The organism is Enterobacter mori LMG 25706 (assembly GCF_000211415.1).
Taxonomy (GTDB): domain Bacteria; phylum Pseudomonadota; class Gammaproteobacteria; order Enterobacterales; family Enterobacteriaceae; genus Enterobacter; species Enterobacter mori.
In genome coordinates this window covers 399,461-422,849 of record NZ_GL890774.1, presented here as the reverse complement: position 1 = coordinate 422,849, position 23,389 = coordinate 399,461, and the positions used below count along the sequence as shown (strand labels likewise).

The window sequence follows — 23,389 nt, the reverse complement described above, 5'->3', positions numbered from 1 at the left end:
GAAATATTTGGGTGTTACACCCATTTTCAACCCACGATTTGGGTTTTTGGCTAACAGGCCGTTTTTTTGCCGCAGAGCGGCATTTCATTTGCTTCCAGGGTGGAAACAGGGATATTCAGGAGAAAACGTGACAAAAATCCGCCAGTTATGTTTGGTCAGTGTATTGCTGACAAGCGGGGTTGCCAGCGCGGCGAATGTCCGTTTGCAGGTTGAGGGGTTATCCGGGGCGCTGGAAAAAAACGTGCGCGCGCAGTTATCGACGATCCAGAGTGACGAAGTGACGCCGGACCGGCGTTTTCGCGCGCGCGTGGATGACGCGATCCGCGAGGGACTGAAAGCGCTGGGGTATTACGAACCCACCATTGATTTCGACCTCCGCCCGCCACCAAAGAAGGGGCGTCAGGTGCTGATTGCCCGCGTCTCAGCGGGTGAGCCGGTATTGATTGGCGGTACCAACGTGGTGCTGCGTGGCGGCGCGCGTACGGATCGGGATTACCTGGATCTGCTGAGTACCCGTCCTAAAGTTGGCACCGTTCTGAATCACGGCGACTACGATCATTTTAAAAAATCCTTAACCAACGTCGCGCTACGTAAAGGCTATTTCGACAGCCAGTTTAATAAAAGCCAGCTTGGCGTAGCGCTGGAGAGGCGTCAGGCCTTCTGGGACATCGACTACGACAGCGGTGAACGCTATCGTTTTGGCGATGTGACGTTCGAAGGATCGCAGATCCGCGAGGAGTACCTGCAAAACCTGATACCGTTTAAAAAAGGCGACTATTACCAGTCGAGCGACCTGGGCGAACTCAACCGCCGTTTGTCGGCAACCGGCTGGTTTAACTCGGTGATTGTCGCGCCGGAATTTGAAAAGTCCCGTAAAACGAAAGTCTTGCCGCTGCATGGCGTGGTCTCCCCGCGCACCGAGAACACCATTGAAACCGGTGTGGGCTATTCGACGGACGTTGGCCCACGCGTGAAAACCTCGTGGAAAAAACCGTGGATGAACTCCTACGGCCACAGCCTGACCACCAGTCTGAGCCTCTCTGCGCCTGAGCAGCAGCTGGATTTCAGCTACAAAATGCCGCTGCTGAAAAATCCGCTTGAGCAGTATTACCTTCTGCAGGGCGGCTTTAAGCGCACCGACCTGAACGACACCGAGCAGGACTCAACGACGCTTGCCGTATCGCGTTTCTGGGATCTTTCAAGCGGCTGGCAGCGCGCCATTAACCTGCGCTGGAGCCTCGACCACTTTACCCAGGCCAACGTCACCAACACCACCATGCTGCTTTATCCGGGCGTGATGATCAGCCGCACCCGCTCGCGCGGGGGCCTGATGCCGACCTGGGGCGACTCACAGCGCTACTCCATCGATTATTCCAACACCGCCTGGGGCTCCGACGTGGACTTCTCCGTCTTTCAGGCGCAAAACGTCTGGATCCGCACGCTGTACGACAAACACCGCTTTGTGATGCGCGGCAACCTGGGCTGGATTGAAACGGGCGATTTCGAACGCGTGCCGCCCGATCTGCGCTTCTTCGCCGGGGGCGACCGCAGCATTCGCGGCTATAAGTTCAAATCGATCTCACCGGAAAACGAAAAAGGCCAACTGACCGGGGCATCAAAACTGGCGACCGGCTCGCTGGAGTATCAGTACAACGTCAGCGGCAAGTGGTGGGGAGCCATGTTCGTGGACGGCGGTGAAGCGGTAAACGATATCCGCCGCAGCGATTTCAAAACCGGCGCGGGCGTAGGCGTGCGCTGGCAGTCACCCGTCGGGCCTATCAAGCTCGATTTCGCCGTGCCGGTGGGCGACAAAGACGAACACGGTTTACAGTTTTACATCGGTCTGGGGCCTGAATTATGAGTTTATGGAAGAAGATAAGCCTCGGCGTACTGATTTTTATCGTGCTGCTGCTCGGTACGGTGGCGTTTCTGGTGGGCACCACCACCGGCCTGCATCTGCTGTTTAACGCGGCTAACCGCTGGGTGCCGGGGCTGGAAATTGGTCAGGTGACGGGTGGCTGGCGCGACCTGCGTTTGAAGAACATTCGTTATGAGCAGCCGGGTGTGGCCGTTAATGCAGGCGAATTCCATCTGGCCGTGAAGCTGGGCTGTCTGCGGGACAGTAAGCTCTGCGTGAACGACCTGTCGCTAAAAGATGTGAACGTGGCGATAGATTCAAAAAAAATGCCGAAGTCTGCGCCGGTCGAGGAAGAGGACAGCGGCCCGCTTAATCTGTCCACACCGTACCCGATTGCGCTCTATCGGGTGGCGCTGGATAACGTCAATATCAAAATCGACGACACCACCGTGTCCGTGATGGATTTCACCTCCGGCCTGCGCTGGGAGGAGAAAAACCTTACCCTGACGCCAACGTCCCTGCAGGGGCTGCTGATTGCGCTACCGAAAGTGGCCGACGTGGCGCAGGAAGAGATTGTCGAGCCGAAGATCCAGAACCCGCAGCCGGAAGAAAAGCCGCTGGGTGAAACGCTGAAAGATCTCTTCTCGAAACCGGTTCTGCCGGAGATGACCGACGTGCATCTGCCGCTGAACCTCAACATTGAGGAATTCAAAGGCGAACAGCTGCGTCTGACGGGCGATACCGACCTGACGGTCTATAACATGCTGCTGAAAGTCAGCAGCATTGACGGCAACATGAAGCTTGACGCGCTGGATATCGACACCAATCAGGGCTCTGTCAATGCGTCAGGGAATGCCCTGCTGCGCGACAGCTGGCCGGTGGATATTACGCTGAACAGCGCGCTTAACATCGATCCGCTGAAAGGCGAAAAGGTGAAGGTCAAAGTAGGCGGGGCGCTGCGCGAGAAGCTGGACGTCGGGGTCAATCTCTCCGGCCCGGTGGACATGGTCCTGCGCGCGCAAACGCAGCTGGCGGAGGCCGGTTTACCGCTCAATCTGGAAATTGTCAGCAAGCAGCTTTACTGGCCGTTCACCGGCGAAAAACAGTTCCAGGCCGATGACCTGAAGCTGAAGCTGAGCGGCAAGATGACCGATTACACGCTCTCGTTCCGCACCGCGGTGAAGGGGCAGGGCGTGCCGCCCGCGAACATTACGCTGGATGCAAAAGGCAACGAACAGCAGGTTAACCTCGACAAGCTGACCGTCGCGGCGCTGGAAGGCAAAACCGAGCTGACCGCGCTGCTTGACTGGCAGCAGGCAATCAGCTGGCGCGGCGAGCTGAAGCTGACGGGCATTAACACCGCCAAAGAGGTGCCGGACTGGCCGTCGAAACTGGATGGCCTGATTAAAACCCGCGGCAGCCTGTACGGCGGCACCTGGCAGATGGACGTACCGGAAATCAAGCTCACCGGGAACGTGAAGCAGAACAAGGTTAGCGTTGAAGGCTCGTTGAAAGGCAACAGCTATCTGCAGTGGATCATTCCGGGGCGGCACGTGGCGCTGGGCCGCAACACGGCGGATATCAAAGGCGAGCTGGGCGTGAAGGATCTCAACCTGGATGCCACCATTGACGCGCCGAATCTGGATAACGCCCTGCCGGGTCTTGGCGGCACGGCGAAAGGGTTGGTGAAGGTGCGCGGTACGGTGGAGGCGCCGCAGCTGCTGGCGGATATCACCGCCAATAACCTGCGCTGGCAGGAACTGTCCGTCGCCCGCGTTCGCGTTGAAGGGGATGTAAAATCCACCGATCAGATCGGCGGCAATCTGAACCTGCGTGTGGAGCGTATCTCCCAGCCGGATGTGAACATCAATCTGGTGACGCTGGAAGCCAAAGGCAACGAGAAGCAGCACGACCTCCAGCTACGCGTGCAGGGCGAACCGGTATCCGGTCAGCTCCATCTGACGGGAAGCTTTGACCGCAAAGCGGAACGCTGGAAGGGGCAACTGGATAACACCCGCTTCAGCACGCCGGTAGGGCCGCTGGCGCTGTCGCGCTCGATTGCGGTGGATTACCGCAACGCCGAGCAGAAGATCAGCATCGGACCGCACTGCTGGACCAACCCTAACGCAGAACTTTGCGTACCGCAGACTATTGATGCGGGGGCAGAAGGGCGCGCGCAGATTAACCTCAACCGCTTCGATCTGGCGATGCTAAAGCCGTTTATGCCGGACACGACCCAGGCCAGCGGCGTCTTTAGCGGTAAAGCGGATGTCGCATGGGACACCACCAAAGAGGGGCTGCCGCAGGGCAGCGTGACGCTCTCCGGGCGTAACGTGAAGGTGACGCAAGAAGTCAACGACGCGCCGCTGCCGGTGGCGTTCGACACCCTGAACCTGAGTGCCGATCTGCATAACAACCGTGCTGAGCTGGGATGGACGATCCGCCTGACCAACAACGGTCAGCTAGACGGGCAGGTACAGATTACCGATCCGCAAGGGCGGCGTAATCTCGGCGGTAACGTGAATATCCGCAATTTCAACCTGGCGATGGTGAACCCCATTTTCGCGCGTGGGGAAAAAGCCGAGGGACTGCTCAATGCCAATCTGCGTCTGGCTGGCAACGCGGAAAGCCCGCAGCTGTTTGGGCAGATGCGGCTCAGCGGGCTCGATATTGACGGTAACTTTATGCCGTTCGACATGCAGCCGAGCCAGATAGCACTGAACTTCAACGGCATGAGTTCGACGCTGAACGGCTCGGTGCTGACCCAGCAGGGGCAAATTAATCTGAGCGGTGATGCTGACTGGAGCCAGCTTGATAACTGGCGCGCACGCATCGCGGCGAAGGGGAGCCGGGTACGCATCACCGTACCGCCGATGGTGCGTCTGGATGTCTCACCTGACGTCGTCTTTGAGGCGACACCGAGTCTGTTCACTCTGGACGGTCGTGTTGACGTGCCGTGGGCGCGTATCGTGGTTCACGAGGTACCGGAAAGTGCAGTCGGCGTCTCCAGCGATGAAGTTATGCTCAGTGAAAATCTGAAACCTGTTGAACAACAGAGCGCAGGCATACCAATCAATAGTAATCTTATCGTCCACGTGGGGAATAACGTGCGGTTGGATGCGTTTGGGCTGAAGGCGAGACTCACGGGCGATCTGAAAGTGGCGCAGGACAGTCAAGGGCTGGGCCTTAACGGGCAAATCAATATTCCTGATGGGCGTTTCCACGCCTACGGTCAGGATCTGATTGTGCGTAAAGGCGAGCTGTTGTTCTCCGGTCCACCGGATCAGCCGGTGCTCAATATCGAAGCCATTCGTAACCCTGAAGCGACTGAAAACGATGTGATTGCTGGCGTGCGTGTCACCGGCTCAGCCGACGAACCCAAAGCGGAGATCTTCTCCGACCCGGCCATGTCGCAGCAAGAAGCACTTTCTTATCTCCTGCGTGGACAGGGACTGGATAGCGCACAAGGCGATGGTGCTGCGATGACATCAATGTTAGTGGGTCTGGGGGTTGCACAAAGTGGTCAGGTTGTGGGTAAAATCGGCGAGACGTTCGGCGTAAGCAATCTGGCGCTGGACACCCAGGGCGTGGGCGACTCCTCGCAGGTGGTGGTCAGCGGCTATGTACTGCCGGGTCTGCAGGTAAAATATGGTGTGGGGATCTTTGACTCACTGGCAACACTCACGCTACGCTATCGCCTGATGCCTAAGCTATATCTGGAAGCAGTGTCCGGCGTAGACCAGGCACTTGATCTGCTCTATCAGTTTGAGTTTTAGCAATGCGAATATTTGTGTACGGCAGTTTACGAACCAAGCAAGGCAACAGTCACTGGATGACCAATGCCCTGCTGCTGGGGAATTACAATATCGAGAACTACCAGTTGTACAGTCTGGGCCACTATCCAGGCGCGGTTCCGGGGGAAGGAACAGTACAGGGTGAAGTTTATCGTATTGACAATGCTACGCTTGCCGAACTTGATGCCTTGCGCACCAGGGGCGGTGAATACGCTCGCCAGTTGATCCAGACGCCATACGGAAGTGCGTGGATGTACGTTTATCAGCGTCCTGTTGATGGGCTAACGCGGATTGAAAGCGGTAACTGGTTAGACAGAGACCAGTACTGAAAAAAAAGCAACGCCACCGTGAGGTGGCGTTGTTTTTTGTTCCTTCAACTCTCTTCTGTATCCCGGCGCCGGGTTAAAAACAGAGGAACGAACAGCATGATGTAGGGGGCAATAAGCCATAACAAACACAGGGCGCGTGAACGGCCATAGTAGTTTATGCACCGCGTGTTGCTTGAAATCACGGGCAGGAAAAACAGTAAAAACAGCAGAATCGCATAATCGCTTCGATAAGGGATCCATAAGTAAAACAAAAACCAGGCAAGCTGGAATGTCATGATGCAGAGATACTGCCATTTGCTGTCTTTGCCGTAACAGTCAAACGCCTTTATGTAGCCCATCTTTATGCTTTGAAGAAAGAAACTTAGCATGTATAACGCTCACGATCGCGACGGTCAGGAGTGTGCTCGTCAGCAACGCCCCTAAAAAATAGCTGTGGGTGATATCAGTAGCACCCGAGCTTAAAGTATGTAATTTACTATATCCTCTATCTACTGCAACAAAAAGCGTATATAGCCCGATGTTAATACAGAACTGAAGTAGACAAGAAGTGACAATATTCGCTGGAATTCTTTTTAATAGAGTGAGTAACGCATAAATAACACTTGCTGATAGAGCGAAGAAAAGCCCGTTAAATAAACTAGATAGTAAGGAACTGTTTATTTCGCTGAATATTAAATTATCGGTTCCATAGTACCATGACAGATATTCAACATACGTACCTCTGCCAAATATAAAGGAGGCAATAATAAGGACGAATAGGCTCACGGTATGGTTTTTCTTGCTCATAATTTTGCTCCCTTAGATAGCAGTTCCTTCATCGTTTTACTGGCTTCTAGCTGATCTTTGATTATGGCAAGGGCACGAGTATTATGGTTATATTTTGCAATAGCGGTTGGCGTACCTTTACCACCATTGTCCATAAAGAAGACAATATCCTTACGACCATAAAGAAGTACTTGTGGGATGGGATCTCGCCCATAACTCACCGCCTGCGGCAGGGAGTGGATAGACTCTGTCGTGAGGAACCGAGGAATATTTTCATGCTCAATATTACCTAAAGGTGTTGTGGCAACAAGAGATCCAATAAAATCGGTCGTATACACTAACGCATCTGTATCTTTGGTCGTTACTTTTGAACCCGTAATATATTTTATCTGTTGCCAAAGGGTAATATCTTTAGGGATAACCTTAACGCCATCCATAAACATATCTTGCTTGCGCTTTAGCTGAATGACAGTACGGTGCACCTGTGTCAAAGAGGGGCTGATTTCCCCAATAGAAGGCATAAGACCATCGCGAGAATAAAGCCGTTCAATGATAAAATAAATCCCTGTAGGGCGGGCAACATCAATGTTAATGGATGACATAAGAATCCTATAATGAATGGGAATTAATGTTCATCATGACAGTATGTTGTGAACAGCCGGGCTATTCAACCACTTCCACCATAAATGATAGGGTGTCTTTTCTGTTTTTAATATCCAAATCAAAAAAGAATGGGATTTTTCTTAAATAATTCGTTTATGCCGATTTTAACCAAAGAAATAAAAAAGCCCCGACCAGCGGGGCTTTATAGACAGGCAGTAAGAATTACTTCTTAGCCGCGCGCTCGAAAGAGGCGATGATTTCTGCTTTCGCCGCTTCAGCGTTGTCCCAGCCGTCAACCTTAACCCACTTGCCTTTTTCGAGGTCTTTGTAGTGCTCGAAGAAGTGAGTGATCTGCGCTTTCAGCAGCTCTGGCAGGTCGTTCACATCTTTGATGTGATCGTACTCTTTGCTCAGCTTGGTGTGCGGTACCGCAACCAGCTTCGCATCTTCACCGGATTCGTCGGTCATTTTCAGCACGCCAACAGGACGGCAGCGAATGACGGAGCCTGGCTCCAGTGGGTATGGCGTTGGGACCAGCACGTCAACCGGGTCACCGTCCAGAGACAGGGTGTGGTTGATGTAACCGTAGTTACACGGATAGAACATCGCGGTAGACATGAAACGGTCTACGAACAGGGCGCCGCTCTCTTTGTCCACTTCGTATTTGATCGGATCTGCGTTAGCCGGGATTTCGATAACTACGTAGATGTCTTCTGGCAGTTCTTTACCCGCTGGGACGTTGAGTAAGCTCATGTCGGTGTCCTTTAAAATGGATGGTAAACAAGTGGCAGGTATTATAGCCAACTCGCGCTGAATGTCTCCGCCTGTTTTCGCCATCTTCCCTCGTTGACCCCACTTTTCAGACCGTTTCCATGACAGGAAAATCCATAAACTCAGCCGCATTTTTAATGGTGAAATGAAAGCGATTACAAACTTGTGATTAACGTTTTATTCACTTTTCTGAAGTGTGATGTAACGCAATTCGTTACATATTTCATTGGCTATAGTCATTTCGCAGAACATCTTTTAACCAACAATAACTCACCCTACGAGGACGTTCATATGTGGAAGCGCTTACTTCTTGTCACAGCAGTTTCGGCAGCCATGTCGTCTATGGCGATGGCCGCACCTTTAACCGTAGGTTTTTCGCAAGTCGGCTCTGAATCCGGCTGGCGCGCGGCAGAAACCAACGTAGCGAAAAGCGAGGCCCAGAAACGCGGGATCACGCTGAAAATCGCCGATGGTCAGCAAAAACAAGAGAACCAGATCAAAGCCGTACGCTCCTTTATCGCCCAGGGCGTAGATGCCATCTTTATTGCGCCCGTCGTGGCGACCGGCTGGGAGCCCGTGCTGAAGGAAGCGAAAGACGCGGAGATCCCGGTCTTCCTGCTCGATCGTTCCATTGATGTAAAAGACAAATCTCTCTATATGACCACCGTGACGGCCAATAACGTGCTTGAAGGACAGTTAATTGGTGACTGGCTGGTGAAACAGGTCGACGGCAAGCCGTGTAACGGCGTTGAGCTGCAGGGCACCGTCGGTGCGAGCGTGGCCATCGACCGTAAGAAGGGGTTTGCTGAGGCCATCGCCAAAGCGCCAAACATCAAAATTATCCGTTCTCAGTCCGGTGACTTTACCCGCAGTAAGGGCAAAGAGGTCATGGAAAGCTTTATCAAGGCTGAAAACAACGGCAAGAACATCTGCATGGTTTACGCCCACAACGATGACATGGTGATCGGTGCGATTCAGGCGATTAAAGAAGCGGGTCTGAAACCGGGCAAAGATATCCTCACCGGCTCTATCGACGGCGTGCCGGACATCTACAAAGCGATGATCGACGGTGAGGCCAACGCCAGCGTGGAGCTGACGCCAAACATGGCGGGCCCGGCATTCGACGCGCTGGAGAAATTCAAGAAAGACGGCACGATGCCTGAGAAAGTGACGGTCACTAAGTCCACGCTCTACCTGCCGGATACGGCGAAAGAAGAGTTAGAGAAGAAGAAAAATATGGGCTATTAAGACCCGCGCCCCTCACCCCAGCCCTCTCCCCGGAGGGGAGAGGGAGAAAGGAAGGGCGGAGCTGGATATTAACAATTGGCACGATCAATCCCCTCTCCCCTCCGGGGAGAGGGTCAGGGTGAGGGGAGGACATATGAATACTGAACAACACCAGGAAATCCTCCGCACAGAGGGCTTGAGTAAATTCTTCCCCGGCGTGAAGGCGCTGGATAACGTCGATTTCAGCCTGCGTCGCGGTGAGATCATGGCGCTGCTGGGCGAGAACGGCGCGGGGAAATCCACGCTGATTAAAGCGCTGACCGGCGTGTATCACGCCGATCGCGGCACCATCTGGCTGGAAGGTAACGCCATTTCGCCAAAAAATACCGCCCATGCCCAACAGTTGGGGATTGGGACGGTGTATCAGGAAGTCAACCTGCTGCCGAACATGTCGGTGGCGGATAACCTGTTTATTGGCCGTGAGCCACGTCGTTTTGGCCTGCTGCGCCGCAAAGAGATGGAAGCGCGGGCGACAAAACTGATGGAATCATACGGCTTTTCCCTCGACGTCCGCGAGCCGCTGAACCGCTTTTCCGTGGCGATGCAGCAGATCGTCGCCATCTGCCGGGCTATCGATCTCTCGGCAAAGGTGCTGATCCTCGATGAACCCACCGCCAGCCTGGATACTCAGGAAGTCGAAATGCTCTTCACCCTGATGCGCCAGCTGCGCGATCAGGGCGTGAGCCTGATCTTCGTTACGCACTTCCTCGATCAGGTGTATGAAGTGAGCGATCGCATCACGGTGCTGCGCAACGGCAGCTTTGTCGGCTGCCGCGAGACCCGCGAGCTACCGCAGATTGAGCTGGTGAAAATGATGCTGGGCCGAGAGCTGGAAACCAACGCCCTTCAGCGTGCAGGACGCACGCTGCTGAGCGAAAAACCGGTCGCCGCGTTCAGCGATTACGGCAAAAAAGGGGTGATCTCGCCGTTTAACCTTGAGGTTCGCCCCGGTGAGATTGTTGGCCTGGCGGGCCTGCTAGGCTCAGGCCGAACCGAAACCGCCGAAGTGATCTTCGGGATCAAACCTGCCGACAGCGGCAGGGCGCTGATCAAGGGCAAACCGCAAACCCTGCGATCGCCGCATCAGGCGTCCTGTCTGGGCGTCGGCTTCTGCCCGGAAGACCGGAAAACGGACGGTATTATTGCCGCCGCCTCGGTGCGGGAAAACATCATTCTGGCGCTACAGGCGCAGCGCGGGTGGCTGCGTCCCATTCCGCGTAAAGAACAAAACGCCATTGCCGAGCGCTTTATCCGTCAGCTTGGTATTCGCACCCCGAGCGCGGAACAGCCCATTGAATTTCTCTCCGGCGGTAACCAGCAGAAGGTTCTCCTCTCGCGCTGGCTGCTGACCAAACCGCAGTTCCTGATCCTCGACGAGCCGACGCGCGGCATTGATGTAGGCGCGCACGCCGAAATTATCCGGCTTATCGAAACGTTGTGCGCGGACGGTCTGGCCTTGCTGGTCATTTCGTCCGAGCTTGAGGAGCTGGTGGGTTATGCCGATCGCGTCATTATCATGCGCGATCGCAAGCAGGTGGCAGAGATCCCGCTGGATAAGCTGTCCGTTCCGGCAATCATGAATGCCATCGCGGCGTAAGGAGCTAATCGTGAGGCCCCGTTCACTTTCGCAAACCGGTGAGTCAAAGCGCCGCTTCAGCTGGCCGACCGGTACGCCGCAAATCGCGGCGCTGCTGGTGGTGCTGCTGGTGGATAGCCTGGTCGCGCCGCATTTCTTCCAGATCATCGTGCAGGATGGCCGCCTGTTTGGCAGTCCGATCGATATTTTAAACCGCGCCGCACCCGTCGCGCTGCTGGCGATAGGTATGACGCTGGTGATCGCCACCGGTGGGATTGACCTCTCCGTCGGCGCGGTGATGGCGATTGCTGGCGCCACTGCCGCCTCGATGACCGTGGCCGGGCACAGCCTGCCGGTGGTGCTGCTGGCCGCACTGGGCTCCGGGGTATTAGCCGGGCTCTGGAACGGCATTCTGGTGGCGGTGCTGAAAATTCAGCCCTTTGTTGCCACCCTGATACTGATGGTGGCCGGGCGCGGCGTGGCGCAGCTGATTACGTCCGGGCAGATCGTCACCTTTAACTCCCCGAGCCTGGCGTGGCTCGGTAGCGGCAACCTTCTGTTCTTCCCGACGCCGGTGATTATTGCCCTCGTGACGCTGCTTATCTTTTGGCTCTTTACCCGCAAAACGGCGCTCGGCATGTTTATTGAAGCGGTGGGGATCAACATCCGCGCCGCGCGCAACGCCGGGGTCAACACCCGCTTGATGGTGATGCTGACCTACGTGCTGAGCGGCGTCTGCGCCGCCATCGCCGGGGTTATCGTCGCGGCGGATATTCGCGGGGCCGATGCCAACAACGCCGGGTTATGGCTGGAGCTGGACGCGATCCTCGCGGTGGTGATCGGCGGCGGGTCGCTGATGGGCGGGCGCTTTAACCTGCTGCTCTCGGTGGTGGGGGCGCTGATCATTCAGGGCATGAACACCGGCATCCTGCTCTCGGGATTCCAGCCGGAACTCAACCAGGTGGTGAAAGCGGTGGTCGTGCTCTGCGTGCTGATCGTCCAGTCGCCGCGCTTTGTCAGCATCATTAAGGGGATCCGTGGCCATGATAAAACGTAATTTGCCGTTAATGATCACGCTGGGCGTGTTTGTGCTGGGGTATCTCTACTGCCTCACCCAGTTTCCCGGTTTCGCCTCCACGCGTGTCATCTGCAATATCCTGACCGATAACGCCTTTTTAGGCATCATCGCCGTCGGGATGACCTTTGTGATCCTCTCCGGCGGGATCGATCTCTCCGTCGGCTCGGTGATCGCGTTTACGGGCGTGTTCCTCGCGAAAGCCATTGGGTTCTGGGGCATCTCTCCGCTGGTGGCATTCCCGCTGGTGCTGGCGATGGGCTGCGCGTTTGGTGCCTTTATGGGGTTGCTGATCGACGCGCTGAAAATTCCTGCCTTTATCATCACCCTCGCCGGGATGTTCTTCCTGCGCGGCGTGAGCTATCTGGTGTCGGAGGAGTCGATCCCGATTAACCACCCCATCTACGACACGCTCTCCAGCCTGGCGTGGAAAATCCCCGGCGGCGGCCGCCTGAGCGCGATGGGGCTGCTGATGCTGGGTGTGGTGGTGATTGGCATCTTCCTCGCCCACCGCACCCGGTTTGGCAATCAGGTCTACGCCATTGGCGGTAACGCCACGTCGGCCAACCTGATGGGGATCTCCACCCGCAGCACCACCATCCGCATCTATATGCTGTCGACCGGGCTGGCGACGCTGGCGGGTATCGTCTTCTCTGTGTATACCCAGGCCGGTTACGCGCTGGCGGGCGGCGGCGTTGAGGTGGATGCGATTGCTTCTGTGGTGATCGGCGGCACGCTGCTCAGCGGCGGGGTAGGCACGGTGCTAGGCACGCTGTTCGGCGTGGCGATCCAGGGGCTGATACAGACCTACATTAACTTCGACGGCACGCTCAGCTCGTGGTGGACGAAGATCGCCATCGGCATTTTGCTGTTTATTTTTATTGCCCTGCAGCGCGGTCTGACGGTGCTCTGGGAGAACCGTCAAAGCTCGCCTGTTACCCGCGTAAACACATCGGTAACAGAGCCATAACACGCTGAAATTGCTTAAAGTCTAAACATTTTCCGGTAGCGGCCGATACTCTTCTTTTACGCCAAGAAATATCTCGCTACCGGAAATAACATCATGCTGAAAACGCTATCGATTCGTACCGGCTTGCTCTCTCTACTGGCCGTTATGACCCTTCTGCTGCTGATTGTCAGCGGCATTGGTATTTATGCCCTCACACAGAGTTCTTCTTCACTCCAGCGCATCAACCACCTTCAGGGTGAGCAAATGGTGCAGCTTAATTCTGGCTATACGCTGATCCTGCGCGCGCGCAATGAGGCGGGCCAGGCCGTCCGAATGATGGAAATTGGTCTGCTGGACGATGCATCCAAATCGGTAAAAAACATCAATCAGGAAATTGCCCAGGCGCAGAAAACGCTGAAAGCCGTGATCGACGGCGGGGTGGCTGACGAGCAGGGGCAAAAGCTGCTGGATAACGTGGCGGCGAGTCTGGCGGCGTATATCCGGCAGGGTATCAACCCGATGCTGAAAGCCCTGAACGACCAGAGTGCGGACGGTTATTACGACCTGATTGAGAACGCGCTGATTCCGGTGGCCAACAAGTTTGATAATGATATGCAGGCTTTCCAGGCGTGGAGCGAAGCGCGTGGCAAAGCGGAAGTCAGTGCCGTGCAGTCGAGCAAAACCCGCGTACTGATCCTGATCGTGGTCGCCGCGCTGCTGACGGCAGGCATTATCGTCCTCGCCTGGCTGGTGCTGCGCCATATGCTGCTGAAGCCGCTCTCGGCATCGATTGCTCAGCTCGAACATGTCGCGGCAGGCGATTTAACCCATACCCTGGATCCGACAGCCAGCCAGGAATTTAACCGGCTCAACGCGGCCATTGAAGCGATGCGTCAATCGCTGATGGGATCGGTTCTGCGGGTGCGCGATGCCAGTTCGCAAATTGATACCGGCAGCCGGGAGCTGACGGCAGGGAACATGAACCTTGCCCAGCGCACGGAATCTACCGCCACCTCACTTGAGCAAACGGCGGCCAGCATGGAAGAGATCACCGCCACGGTGAAACTCAACGCCGACAACGCCGAGCAGGCGCACCAGCTGGCGAAGTCCGTTTCCGACACGGCCGATCACGGCAGTGAAATGGTCTGCTACGTGATTGAAAAAATGCGCGATATCTCCGGCAGCTCGGCGCGGATCGCCGACATCCTGAGCGTGATCGACGGCATTGCCTTCCAGACCAATATTCTGGCGCTGAACGCCTCCGTTGAAGCCGCGCGCGCGGGCGAACAGGGACGGGGTTTTGCCGTTGTCGCGGGCGAAGTGCGAAACCTGGCCAGCCGCAGTGCCGACGCGGCGAAAGAGATCCGATCGCTTATCAGCGATTCACAAACTCATGTGAATGAGGGGAGCGAACTGGCACAGCAGGCCGGTGAAACGATGGATGAGATCGCAACAGAAGTGCTGCGGATGACCAGGCTGATGCGTGAAATTGCGACCGCGTCTCAGGAACAGAGTCGCGGCATTGAGCAGGTGAACATCGCGGTGAACCAGATGGACGAAACGGCGCAGCAAAATGCGGCGCTGGTACAGCAGTCATCCGCTGCGACACGCTCGCTGGAAGAGCAGTCGCGCGAACTGATGGAAGCCATGTCCTCGTTTAAGCTGACGGCCCAGACTGCTGCATAATCATATTCATCCCTGGTACGTGCTGTGCCAGGGTTTTATTTGTCGATGAATTTAACGCATTAATATTATCGTGAATATTCCCCATTAATATTTCCAGCGCGCTGGTTAACGCTAACGCTTTTTCTGTGGGCTCAAGATATAAACCTTTACGGTAAAACAGTGGCTCATCAAAAAGTTGATTAAAGCGCTTCAGTGCCAGGCTTACCGCCGGGCGGGACATGTCCAGGCGCACAGAGGCTTTCGCCATGCTGCCGCAGCGAACAATTTCAATAAAGACAGGAATAAGATTTAAATCAATGCCGGTATTGGCACGAGAATAGTTTTTCATCGCGAATATGCTCCAGGAAATAATTGTCAAACTGTTATGGAAATAATGCAGGAGCAGGGATGAAGATTAAAGCGTCTTTTTTATAAACACTTATACGGTAAAATATATAAATGACTGGGAAGCCGGGCGGCTTCCCATGAGAAAGGGGTTACGCGTCCGGATACTCACGGATGAAACGTTCAACGTCTTCAACCATGTGGTTGTTGCCGACGAAGAACGAACGGCGCTGGTGCAGGCTTTCCGGCACGATATCCAGAATACGCTCTTTACCGTCGCTCGCCTTGCCGCCCGCCTGTTCGGCGAGGAATGCCATCGGGTTGCATTCGTACAGCAGACGCAGCTTCCCGTCCGGGTGGCTTGCGGTGCTTGGGTAGAGGTAGATGCCGCCTTTCAGCAGGTTGCGGTGGAAGTCAGCGACCAGAGAACCGATATAGCGGGAGGTATACGGGCGCTGGGTGGCTTTATCTTCTTCCTGGCAGAATTTGATGTACTTCTTCACGCCGCTCGGGAATCGAATGTAGTTGCCTTCGTTGATGGAGTAAGTGTTGCCCTTCTCCGGGAAGCGCATACGTTCCTGGCTCAGGCAGAACACGCCCAGCGACGGATCGTAAGTAAAGGCGTGAACGCCGCAGCCGGTGGTGTACACCAGCATGGTGGACGAACCATACACCACATAGCCCGCAGCAACCTGATTGCTGCCCGGCTGGAGGAAATCTTCTTCGGTGACCGGCGTGCCAACAGGCGTGACGCGGCGGTAGATGGAGAAAATGGTACCGACAGAAACGTTAACGTCGATGTTGGAGGAGCCGTCGAGCGGATCCATCAGGACAACGTATTTCGCGTGTTCGCATCCTTCGAAAACAACAATTTCATCTTCTTCTTCGGAGGCGATACCCGCAACGATGTCGCGCGCGCGCAGTGCAGCTTTCAGTTTTTCATTTGCGAACAGATCGAGTTTCTGTTGAACCTCGCCCTGAACGTTCTCGGCACCGCTGGCACCCAGGATATCGACCAGACCGGCCTTGTTGATATCGCGGTGGATGATCTTAGCGCCCAGCTTTATTGCCGACAGCAAAGCAGTGAGTTCACCGGTAGCATGAGAGAACTCGTGCTGCTTTTCGACAATAAATTCACCTAACGTTTTCATAACACTTTCCCTGCATCTTATGTGAGTAGAGCGATTGTATGTTCACCAAAACGACTAAAGCCCAACAATCTTAACAAATATTCAAATAGTAGCGCACTGGTGAATCGCGCCAGCAAATACGGATTTACCTGAAATGCGTTTCACAGCCGCTAACATGTGAGTAAAATGTGCGCCACATTGAAGAAGGATAGTGACGTATGCGCATTCATATATTGGGGATTTGTGGCACTTTCATGGGCGGACTGGCAATGCTGGCGCGCTCACTGGGCCATGAAGTAACAGGTTCGGACGCCAATGTGTATCCGCCGATGAGCACGCTTCTGGAGAAGCAGGGCATCTCGCTGATTCAGGGCTACGAGGCCAGCCAGCTGGATCCTGAACCGGATCTGGTGATCATTGGCAACGCCATGACCCGTGGTAACCCATGTGTTGAAGCGGTGCTGGAACGCAATATTCCGTTTATGTCTGGCCCACAGTGGCTGCATGATTTTGTGCTGCGCGACCGCTGGGTTGTTGCCGTTGCCGGTACCCACGGCAAAACCACCACCGCCGGAATGGCGACCTGGATCCTCGAAGCCTGTGGCTATAAGCCTGGCTTTGTCATTGGCGGCGTTCCGGGCAATTTCGACGTTTCTGCACGTCTGGGTGACAGCCCGTTCTTTGTGATCGAAGCCGACGAATACGACTGTGCATTCTTCGACAAGCGTTCCAAGTTTGTGCATTACTGCCCGCGCACGCTGATCCTCAACAACCTTGAGTTCGATCACGCGGATATCTTTGACGACCTGAAAGCGATCCAGAAACAGTTCCACCACCTGGTGCGCATTGTTCCGGGTCAGGGCCGCATCATCCTGCCGGAGAACGACATCAACCTGAAGCAAACCCTGGCAATGGGCTGCTGGAGCGAGCAGGAACTGGTGGGCGAACAGGGTCACTGGCAGGCGAAGAAACTCAACGCCGATGCCTCCGAGTGGGAAGTGCTGCTCGACGGTGAAAAAGTGGGTGAGGTGAAGTGGGGCCTGGTGGGCGAGCACAACATGCACAACGGCCTGATGGCCATTGCTGCGGCGCGTCACGTGGGCGTGCTGCCTGCGGATGCAGCCAATGCGCTGGGCTCGTTCATTAACGCCCGTCGCCGTCTGGAACTGCGCGGCGAAGCGAATGGCGTGACGGTGTATGACGATTTCGCGCATCATCCAACCGCCATTCTGGCAACGCTTGCAGCGTTACGCGGCAAGGTTGGCGGCACCGCGCGCATTCTGGCCGTGCTGGAACCGCGCTCGAACACCATGAAAATGGGCATCTGCAAAGATGACCTCGCGCCGTCGTTAGGACGTGCCGATGAAGTCTTCCTCTTACAGCCGCAGCATATTCCGTGGCAGGTGGCCGAAGTGGCCGACGCCTGCATTCAGCCTGCGCACTGGAGTGCGGATGTGGATGTCTTAGCGGATATGGTCGTGAAAGCCGCACAGCCTGGCGATCACATTCTGGTGATGAGCAACGGCGGTTTTGGTGGGATCCATCAGAAGCTGCTGGACGGTCTGGCGAAGAAAGCGGAAGCGGTCGCAGAGTAAAAAAAAAGCCCGGTGGCGCTTGTGCTTACCGGGCCTACATTCTTTTCTCCCTCGCCCCTCCGGGGAGAGGGCCGGGGTGAGGGGAACAGATTACTCGTCGTTCTCAGACAGCTCGCGCAGATACTGGAAAATCAGGCGCGCAGACTTCGGTGGCTTATTCCCTTCTTTCTCTTTCTTCGCGTTGCGGATCAAAGAACGCAGCTGCTGGCGGTCGGCATCCGGCCACAGGTTCAGCACTTCCGGTACGGCGTCATCACCCTGTTCAATCAGACGATCGCGGATCTGCTCAAGCTTATGGAAAAACGCAACCTGCTGGTTGTGGCGGTTTTTCAGCTTGTCCAGTGCCTGGCGGATCGGATCGACGTCGCGCTGACGCAGCATTTTCCCGATAAGCTGAAGCTGGCGACGACGGCCTTCTTTTTTGATTTTCTGTGCCAGTTCAATGGCATCACGCAGATCCTGGTCGAGCGGGATCTTATCCAGCGCGTTTTTACCCAGTTCTACCAATTCTGCGCCAAGCTGTTTTAACTCTTCGGCGTCACGTTTAATTTCACTTTTACTGACCCAGATGATCTCATCATCTTCGTCTTCGATGTCATCACCGGGAACGTCGTCGAGCCAGTCTTCGGGCTGCTTAGTCATGTCAGGCTCCTTAAAAAAAGAGGCTAATGTTACCAGTTAAGACGCGCACTGAAAAACGGTTCTCTGTTAGACTTCAGATAACTCTCTCTTACAGTATGGCATTTGCGATGAAAGTAACCTCACAAGTTGAAGCGCAGCGTAAGATTCTGGAAGAAGCCGTCTCCACCGCGCTGATGCTTGCTTCAGAAAAATCAGATGGCGCCGAAGTGGCGGTCAGCAAAACCACCGGCATCAGCGTGAGCACCCGCTATGGCGAAGTGGAAAATGTCGAATTCAACAGCGATGGCGCGCTTGGGATCACGGTGTATCACCAGAATCGCAAAGGCAGCGCGTCATCCACCGATCTCAGTCCGGATGCCATCGCCCGTACGGTGCAGGCGGCGCTGGATATCGCCCGTTATACCTCTCCTGATCCTTACGCAGGCGTGGCGGATAAAGAGCTGCTGGCGTTTGATGCGCCGGATCTCGATCTTTTCCACCCGGCGGAAGTGACCCCGGACGAAGCCATTGAACTGGCCGCGCGCGCCGAGCAGGCTTCCCTGCAGGCCGATAAGCGCATCACCAATACCGAAGGTGGTAGCTTCAATAGCCATTACGGCATCAAAGTCTTTGGCAACAGCCACGGCATGCTGCAGGGCTACTGCTCTACCCGCCACTCGCTCTCCAGCTGCGTCATCGCTGAAGAGAACGGCGACATGGAGCGCGACTACGCCTACACCATTGGCCGCGCGCTGGGGGATTTACAGTCTCCGGAGTGGGTGGGTAAAGAGTGCGCCGAGCGCACGCTGTCTCGCCTGTCGCCGCGTAAACTCTCCACCATGAAAGCCCCGGTCATTTTTGCTAATGAAGTGGCAACCGGCCTGTTTGGCCATCTGGTGGGCGCTATCGCGGGCGGCTCGGTGTACCGTAAATCGACCTTCCTGCTCGACTCGCTGGGCAAGCAGATCCTGCCGGAATGGCTGACCATTGAAGAGCATCCGCACCTGCTGAAAGGGCTGGCCTCCACGCCGTTCGACAGCGAAGGCGTTCGCACCGAACGTCGCGATATTATCAAAGACGGTATTCTGACCCAGTGGCTGCTGACCAATTACTCCGCGCGCAAGCTGGGGCTGAAAAGCACCGGTCACGCGGGCGGGATCCACAACTGGCGTATTGCCGGTCAGGGCCTGAGCTTTGAGCAGATGCTGAAAGAGATGGGCACCGGCCTGGTCGTCACGGAACTGATGGGCCAGGGCGTAAGCGGCATCACCGGCGACTACTCGCGCGGTGCGGCGGGCTTCTGGGTCGAAAACGGCGAAATTCAGTATCCGGTGAGCGAAATCACCATCGCGGGTAACCTGAAGGATATGTGGCGCAACATCGTTACGGTCGGTAACGATATTGAAACACGTAGCAATATACAGTGTGGTTCAGTTCTTCTGCCCGAAATGAAAATTGCGGGTCAATAAAGATAGCGTTTTGTTAATAATAAAAAAGGAAGTGAGCAATGCGTAAACATCTGTTAGCGATCGTCGCGGCTTCAACGCTGGTTCTTGGTTCGTCTGCGTTTGCCGCCGATCTCGAAGACAATATGGACATCCTCAGTGAAAACCTGAAGGTGGTGCAGAAAACGGACAATGCGGCGGACATGAAAGACGCATTGACCAAAATGCGTGAAGCGGCGCTGGATGCGCAAAAAGCAACCCCGCCGAAGCTGGAAAGCAAAGCGGCAGACAGTGCAGAGATGAAAGACTATCGCCACGGCTTTGACGTGCTGGTCGGCCAGATCGACGGTGCGCTGAAGCTGGCTAACGAAGGCAAGGTGAAGGAAGCCCAGGCGGCGGCCGACCAGTTTGTGGCGACGCGCAACACCTATCATAAAAAGTATCGTTAATTGGGTGCCTGAGCTGTACGTCCTCCCTCCGTATGCGGAGGCGCATTACGCGCCCCCGCATCTTTGCTCCCTACTTGCCGGAGCGACACTCCATCCGCGCGGTCACTTCAAGCGAGCCGTTTCGAAAACGGATCTCGCACAGTGTTTTCCTCGTCACCAGCGTTAAGATGATTATCGTCAAAGAAATAATCATCAAAACCCCGATACTTGGGTTTCTGCGTTTCATGGATGCCTCCTTGCTGTAAAGCGGGCGAGGTAGCAAACATCACGTGGCTAGACGTGTCGTTTACAGCCCCGTCCTGATTTAAATTCAGGTAGGGGCTTTCCACTTTCCGTCCCATGCCTGAGACGGTCAGTCTCAAGCACCCGTCGCCACTCTAGCGAATCCCCATAAGAAAACCTTATCCACGTCACATTTCTACGAGCCCGCTCGGAAACTTTTCCACTTCACTGACCTGTTCATTGCCGCTGAATAGCGTGATATTCATCACGTAAATACAGCGGTTTATCCAGATTCACCGCATTTATGTGGCACAGATCACTGCTGCTGCTCGCCTTTCCACTTCGAAGTGGAAAACAACTCGCTACAAACAATTCCCCTGCAACGTTAGTTTTATTCCAGAGCCATTAACGGGGTAAGACCAGTGATTAACGGAGCGGTAATGAACGACGTTGGGGAACAGGCGCTGCACACAGAGCAGCTCGCTAACACCATGCTGCAGCAGGTTTATGCCCTGCTGGCCCGGCACGACATCATCCCTAACGCAGTGCAGGAGCAGATGCTGACCTCCCACGTTCGCGCGATGGCGCACCGGTCCGTGACCGGCGAGCCGCTGCCGGAGGTTGAAGCGGAGCTGTTCGACGAAATTTCACCAGATTCAATGCAACTTGCCCGTGAAGTGGTAGCGCAGTTTGGCAACCTTCCTGATGAAGAAGCCTGGCTGCTCTCCGTTCACTTCGAAGTCGCGAAAGACAACCTTTAAGGAGCAACACATGGAACAGATTACAGTCGTGATTGGCGATCGCCTGGGCAAAGGTCAGAAAGTGGCCGCTGGTGTGGAAAAAGCAGGTGGACGCGCGGTTGTGGTACCGGGCATGGCCGCGGACATGAAGCTTGGCGACATGATGAAAGCGGAAAACGCCACCTTCGGCATCTCCTTCTGCGGCAGCGGCGGCGCGGGTGCCATCACGGCGCAAACCAAATATGGCTACAAAGCGAAATACGGCATGCGTTCCGTGGAAGAGGGCGTGACCGCCATCAACGAAGGCTGCAACGTGCTGGGCTTTGGCTTTATGGATAAAGAAGAGCTGGGCGAGCGTCTGGTACAGGCGTGGCAGAAGAAATACGGCGCATAAGCATGAAAGAACAGTTCTCAACCACGGTGAGAGTGAAGGGAAAAGGCGACGCCAAAGCGCGCGCCTTTGCCGACGCGCTCAACCACGTACAGGCCGCGGTGATGAAAGCCTCACCGCATATCTTACTGCGTATTGAGCCACAGGATGTGCAGGTTGTTCAGGCGCAAGAAGCGGTGCGTAAAGAAGCGTTTCTGTTCTTCTTTTTGCGCCGGGAAAGACGCACCTACAGCGTGGAGCTGGATGTGACCGTCAACGTGACCGCGATCAATCTTGACCAGGTGGATTTCGTCACGCAACGCTGATTATTCATAAAAGGGCAGACTGATGTTCTTAATTATATTAATAAAATCGCTCATCATTGGCGGCCTGGTTGGCGTCGGTGTGGGGGCCGGGGCTGCACGCATGTTTCATGCGCCTACCACACAGGGTATGGGCGCGTTTCGTACGTTGGGGGAACTGAACTCCTGTGAAGGGGATCCGGCGTCCCACTTCTCCTTTGGGTTAGGTTTCTTCTTTAACGCCTGGGCCTCTTCCGTGGCCGCAGGGGCTTTCACACAGGACGTTGACCACCGCATCATCCCAAACTGGGGTGCTGCTGCACTGATGATCAAAAACCGTAACGTCGGCGAAACGCTGCACGACCCTCGCAAAATGGCGATTGCCTGCGGCGTGATCGGCATGATCGTCGTGACCTTCCTTAACCTGACCGCCTCCTCCGTGCCGGCAGCGCTTCAGGTCACCGCCGTGAAGGTGCTGGTACCAGCGGCAAACCTGCTGGTCAACACCGTGATGCCGGTGATCTTCTGGCTGGCAGCCATTGACGCGGGTAAAAAATCGGGCTTCTGGGCGACCATCTTCGGCGGCGCGGCGCAGCTGATCATGGGCAACGCCGTACCGGGCCTGGTGCTGGGTATCCTGATCGGTAAAGGCGTGGAAGAGAGCGGCTGGAACCACGTCACCAAAGTGATGATGGCGGCGATCGTCCTGCTGTTCGTGCTGAGCGGCTTCTTCCGCGGCTTCGACATGAAGATGATCGAATCCTTCCATCTGACCGTGCCGAACTGGCTCGATATGATCCACAACTCGCTCAGCGGTAAATAACAGGAGCCTCTACATGGAACAGAATAAAGGTTTTTGGTATGCCGACTGGTCGTTCCCGATCTTCGTTGGCCTGCTCTCCTCCGGCGTCTTCGCCGGGACGCACATGTACTACCTCTACGGCATCGGCGCGTTTAACGAAGTTGCCTTCGTGGCGATGCTGAAAGCGGGGATGGATACCGGCGTCTACGGCGCGGTGGCGGCGTTCGGCGCAAGCTTCCTGTTCGCCCGTATTATCGAAGGCTCGCTGGTCGGTATTCTCGACATCGGCGGCGCCATTCAGACCGGCGTGGGCCTCGGCGTTCCGGCGCTGCTGCTGGGCGCGGGGATCATGTTCCCGGTGACCAACTTCATTGCCGCGCTGATTACTGGCCTGGTGATTGGCCTGGCGATTGGCTACGTCATCATCCTGGCGCGTAAGTTCACCATCAACCAGAGCAACTCCACCTACGGTGCAGACGTGATGATGGGCGCGGGTAACGCCTCCGGCCGCTTCCTCGGGCCGTTGATTATCCTCAGCGCCATGACCGCCTCCATTCCTATCGGCGTCGGTTCCCTGCTGGGTGCGCTGGTGTTCTACATCTGGCAGAAGCCGATCACCGGTGGCGCGATCCTCGGCGCAATGCTGTTGGGCTGGCTGTTCCCGGTCGCCCTTTAATACCCGCGGGCGCTCAGGCG

General features: G+C 55.6%; 24 protein-coding genes. 16 read left to right on the top strand and 8 right to left on the bottom strand.

Annotated features, from left to right (window positions below):
- Positions 1–127 precede the first annotated feature (127 nt).
- Genes tamA through ENTMO_RS0103820 form a run of 3 tightly spaced genes read left to right on the top strand, consistent with a single transcriptional unit; the run spans position 128 to position 5,981 of the window.
- Positions 128–1,861, top strand: coding sequence for an autotransporter assembly complex protein TamA (tamA, locus tag ENTMO_RS0103830; protein ID WP_010427405.1), 1,734 nt, complete (start codon positions 128–130; stop codon positions 1,859–1,861).
- The gene (gene tamB / locus ENTMO_RS0103825) at positions 1,858–5,634 is read left to right on the top strand and encodes an autotransporter assembly complex protein TamB (RefSeq protein WP_010427403.1); all 3,777 of its coding nucleotides are present in this window, start codon (positions 1,858–1,860) and stop codon (positions 5,632–5,634) included. Before tamA ends, tamB begins: the two co-directional genes overlap by 4 nt.
- 2 nt (positions 5,635–5,636) lie before the next feature.
- Positions 5,637–5,981, top strand: a complete 345-nt coding sequence (locus tag ENTMO_RS0103820) for a gamma-glutamylcyclotransferase family protein (RefSeq protein ID WP_010427401.1) — start codon at positions 5,637–5,639, stop codon at positions 5,979–5,981.
- On the opposite strand, the gene ENTMO_RS0103815 is transcribed toward ENTMO_RS0103820, so the two are convergent.
- From ENTMO_RS0103815 to ppa, 4 genes are all read right to left on the bottom strand, one after another.
- Positions 5,961–6,275: a hypothetical protein gene (locus tag ENTMO_RS0103815; protein WP_157133703.1), complete on the bottom strand. Its 315-nt coding sequence runs from the start codon at positions 6,273–6,275 to the stop codon at positions 5,961–5,963. The genes ENTMO_RS0103820 and ENTMO_RS0103815 overlap by 21 nt on opposite strands.
- A 21-nt stretch (positions 6,276–6,296) precedes the next feature.
- Positions 6,297–6,767, bottom strand: a complete 471-nt coding sequence (locus ENTMO_RS0103810) for a hypothetical protein (RefSeq protein ID WP_010427399.1) — start codon at positions 6,765–6,767, stop codon at positions 6,297–6,299.
- Entirely contained in the window at positions 6,764–7,348 is a 585-nt protein-coding gene (locus ENTMO_RS0103805) for a hypothetical protein (RefSeq protein WP_010427398.1), read from the bottom strand. The genes ENTMO_RS0103810 and ENTMO_RS0103805 overlap by 4 nt, the downstream gene beginning before the upstream one ends.
- A 223-nt stretch (positions 7,349–7,571) precedes the next feature.
- The gene (gene ppa, locus ENTMO_RS0103800; RefSeq protein ID WP_010427397.1) at positions 7,572–8,102 is read right to left on the bottom strand and encodes an inorganic diphosphatase; all 531 of its coding nucleotides are present in this window, start codon (positions 8,100–8,102) and stop codon (positions 7,572–7,574) included.
- Positions 8,103–8,411: 309 nt separating this feature from the next.
- On the opposite strand from ppa, the gene ytfQ reads away from it, so the two are divergent.
- The 5 genes from ytfQ (at position 8,412) to ENTMO_RS0103775 (ending at position 14,693) form a co-directional block, all read left to right on the top strand.
- Positions 8,412–9,368, top strand: coding sequence for a galactofuranose ABC transporter substrate-binding protein YtfQ (gene ytfQ, locus ENTMO_RS0103795; RefSeq protein ID WP_010427396.1), 957 nt, complete (start codon positions 8,412–8,414; stop codon positions 9,366–9,368).
- Between the two features lie 133 nt (positions 9,369–9,501).
- The gene (gene ytfR / locus ENTMO_RS0103790; RefSeq protein WP_010427395.1) at positions 9,502–11,004 is read left to right on the top strand and encodes a galactofuranose ABC transporter, ATP-binding protein YtfR; all 1,503 of its coding nucleotides are present in this window, start codon (positions 9,502–9,504) and stop codon (positions 11,002–11,004) included.
- Positions 11,005–11,014: 10 nt separating this feature from the next.
- A complete protein-coding gene (gene ytfT / locus ENTMO_RS0103785; protein ID WP_010427394.1) occupies positions 11,015–12,040 on the top strand; it encodes a galactofuranose ABC transporter, ATP-binding protein YtfT in 1,026 nt (341 codons plus the stop codon).
- Positions 12,027–13,028, top strand: coding sequence for a galactofuranose ABC transporter, permease protein YjfF (yjfF, locus tag ENTMO_RS0103780; protein WP_010427392.1), 1,002 nt, complete (start codon positions 12,027–12,029; stop codon positions 13,026–13,028). The genes ytfT and yjfF overlap by 14 nt, the downstream gene beginning before the upstream one ends.
- Before the next feature lie 93 nt (positions 13,029–13,121).
- Positions 13,122–14,693, top strand: a complete 1,572-nt coding sequence (locus ENTMO_RS0103775; RefSeq protein ID WP_010427389.1) for a methyl-accepting chemotaxis protein — start codon at positions 13,122–13,124, stop codon at positions 14,691–14,693.
- Here the strand turns inward: ENTMO_RS0103775 and ENTMO_RS0103770 are convergent.
- Entirely contained in the window at positions 14,665–15,021 is a 357-nt protein-coding gene (locus ENTMO_RS0103770) for a helix-turn-helix domain-containing protein (RefSeq protein ID WP_010427388.1), read from the bottom strand. The two genes, ENTMO_RS0103775 and ENTMO_RS0103770, sit on opposite strands and share 29 nt — an antisense overlap.
- 148 nt (positions 15,022–15,169) lie before the next feature.
- Positions 15,170–16,168, bottom strand: coding sequence for a class 1 fructose-bisphosphatase (fbp, locus tag ENTMO_RS0103765; RefSeq protein ID WP_010427386.1), 999 nt, complete (start codon positions 16,166–16,168; stop codon positions 15,170–15,172).
- A 197-nt stretch (positions 16,169–16,365) separates the two neighbouring features.
- On the opposite strand from fbp, the gene mpl reads away from it, so the two are divergent.
- Positions 16,366–17,742, top strand: a complete 1,377-nt coding sequence (gene mpl, locus ENTMO_RS0103760) for a UDP-N-acetylmuramate:L-alanyl-gamma-D-glutamyl-meso-diaminopimelate ligase (RefSeq protein WP_010427384.1) — start codon at positions 16,366–16,368, stop codon at positions 17,740–17,742.
- Between the two features lie 90 nt (positions 17,743–17,832).
- On the opposite strand, the gene yjgA is transcribed toward mpl, so the two are convergent.
- On the bottom strand, positions 17,833–18,384 hold the full coding sequence (yjgA, locus tag ENTMO_RS0103755) for a ribosome biogenesis factor YjgA (protein WP_010427381.1): 552 nt from the start codon (positions 18,382–18,384) through the stop codon (positions 17,833–17,835).
- A 95-nt stretch (positions 18,385–18,479) separates the two neighbouring features.
- Here yjgA and pmbA point away from each other — a divergent pair, with 95 nt between their 5' ends.
- Both pmbA and cybC read left to right on the top strand, forming a co-directional pair.
- Positions 18,480–19,832 (top strand): metalloprotease PmbA, encoded by a 1,353-nt coding sequence (pmbA, locus tag ENTMO_RS0103750; RefSeq protein ID WP_041951344.1) that lies wholly within the window; start codon positions 18,480–18,482, stop codon positions 19,830–19,832.
- Between the two features lie 38 nt (positions 19,833–19,870).
- A complete protein-coding gene (gene cybC, locus ENTMO_RS0103745) occupies positions 19,871–20,257 on the top strand; it encodes a cytochrome b562 (RefSeq protein ID WP_010427378.1) in 387 nt (128 codons plus the stop codon).
- Between the two features lie 70 nt (positions 20,258–20,327).
- Here cybC and ENTMO_RS23725 read toward each other — a convergent pair whose 3' ends face one another.
- Positions 20,328–20,483, bottom strand: coding sequence for a Hok/Gef family protein (locus tag ENTMO_RS23725; protein ID WP_010427375.1), 156 nt, complete (start codon positions 20,481–20,483; stop codon positions 20,328–20,330).
- A 418-nt stretch (positions 20,484–20,901) separates the two neighbouring features.
- Here ENTMO_RS23725 and ENTMO_RS0103735 point away from each other — a divergent pair, with 418 nt between their 5' ends.
- From ENTMO_RS0103735 to ENTMO_RS0103715, 5 genes are read left to right on the top strand one after another with little or no spacing between them, the layout of a single operon-like run.
- On the top strand, positions 20,902–21,240 hold the full coding sequence (locus ENTMO_RS0103735; RefSeq protein WP_029484951.1) for a glycine dehydrogenase: 339 nt from the start codon (positions 20,902–20,904) through the stop codon (positions 21,238–21,240).
- Between the two features lie 10 nt (positions 21,241–21,250).
- Positions 21,251–21,613, top strand: a complete 363-nt coding sequence (locus ENTMO_RS0103730) for an SFCGS family glycine-rich protein (protein ID WP_010427372.1) — start codon at positions 21,251–21,253, stop codon at positions 21,611–21,613.
- A 2-nt stretch (positions 21,614–21,615) separates the two neighbouring features.
- Positions 21,616–21,915: a DUF4312 family protein gene (locus ENTMO_RS0103725; RefSeq protein WP_010427371.1), complete on the top strand. Its 300-nt coding sequence runs from the start codon at positions 21,616–21,618 to the stop codon at positions 21,913–21,915.
- 22 nt (positions 21,916–21,937) lie between these two features.
- Positions 21,938–22,714: a DUF4311 domain-containing protein gene (locus ENTMO_RS0103720; protein WP_008501408.1), complete on the top strand. Its 777-nt coding sequence runs from the start codon at positions 21,938–21,940 to the stop codon at positions 22,712–22,714.
- A gap of 13 nt (positions 22,715–22,727) precedes the next feature.
- A complete protein-coding gene (locus ENTMO_RS0103715; RefSeq protein WP_010427370.1) occupies positions 22,728–23,369 on the top strand; it encodes a DUF4310 family protein in 642 nt (213 codons plus the stop codon).
- The last annotated feature ends 20 nt before the right edge of the window (positions 23,370–23,389 follow it).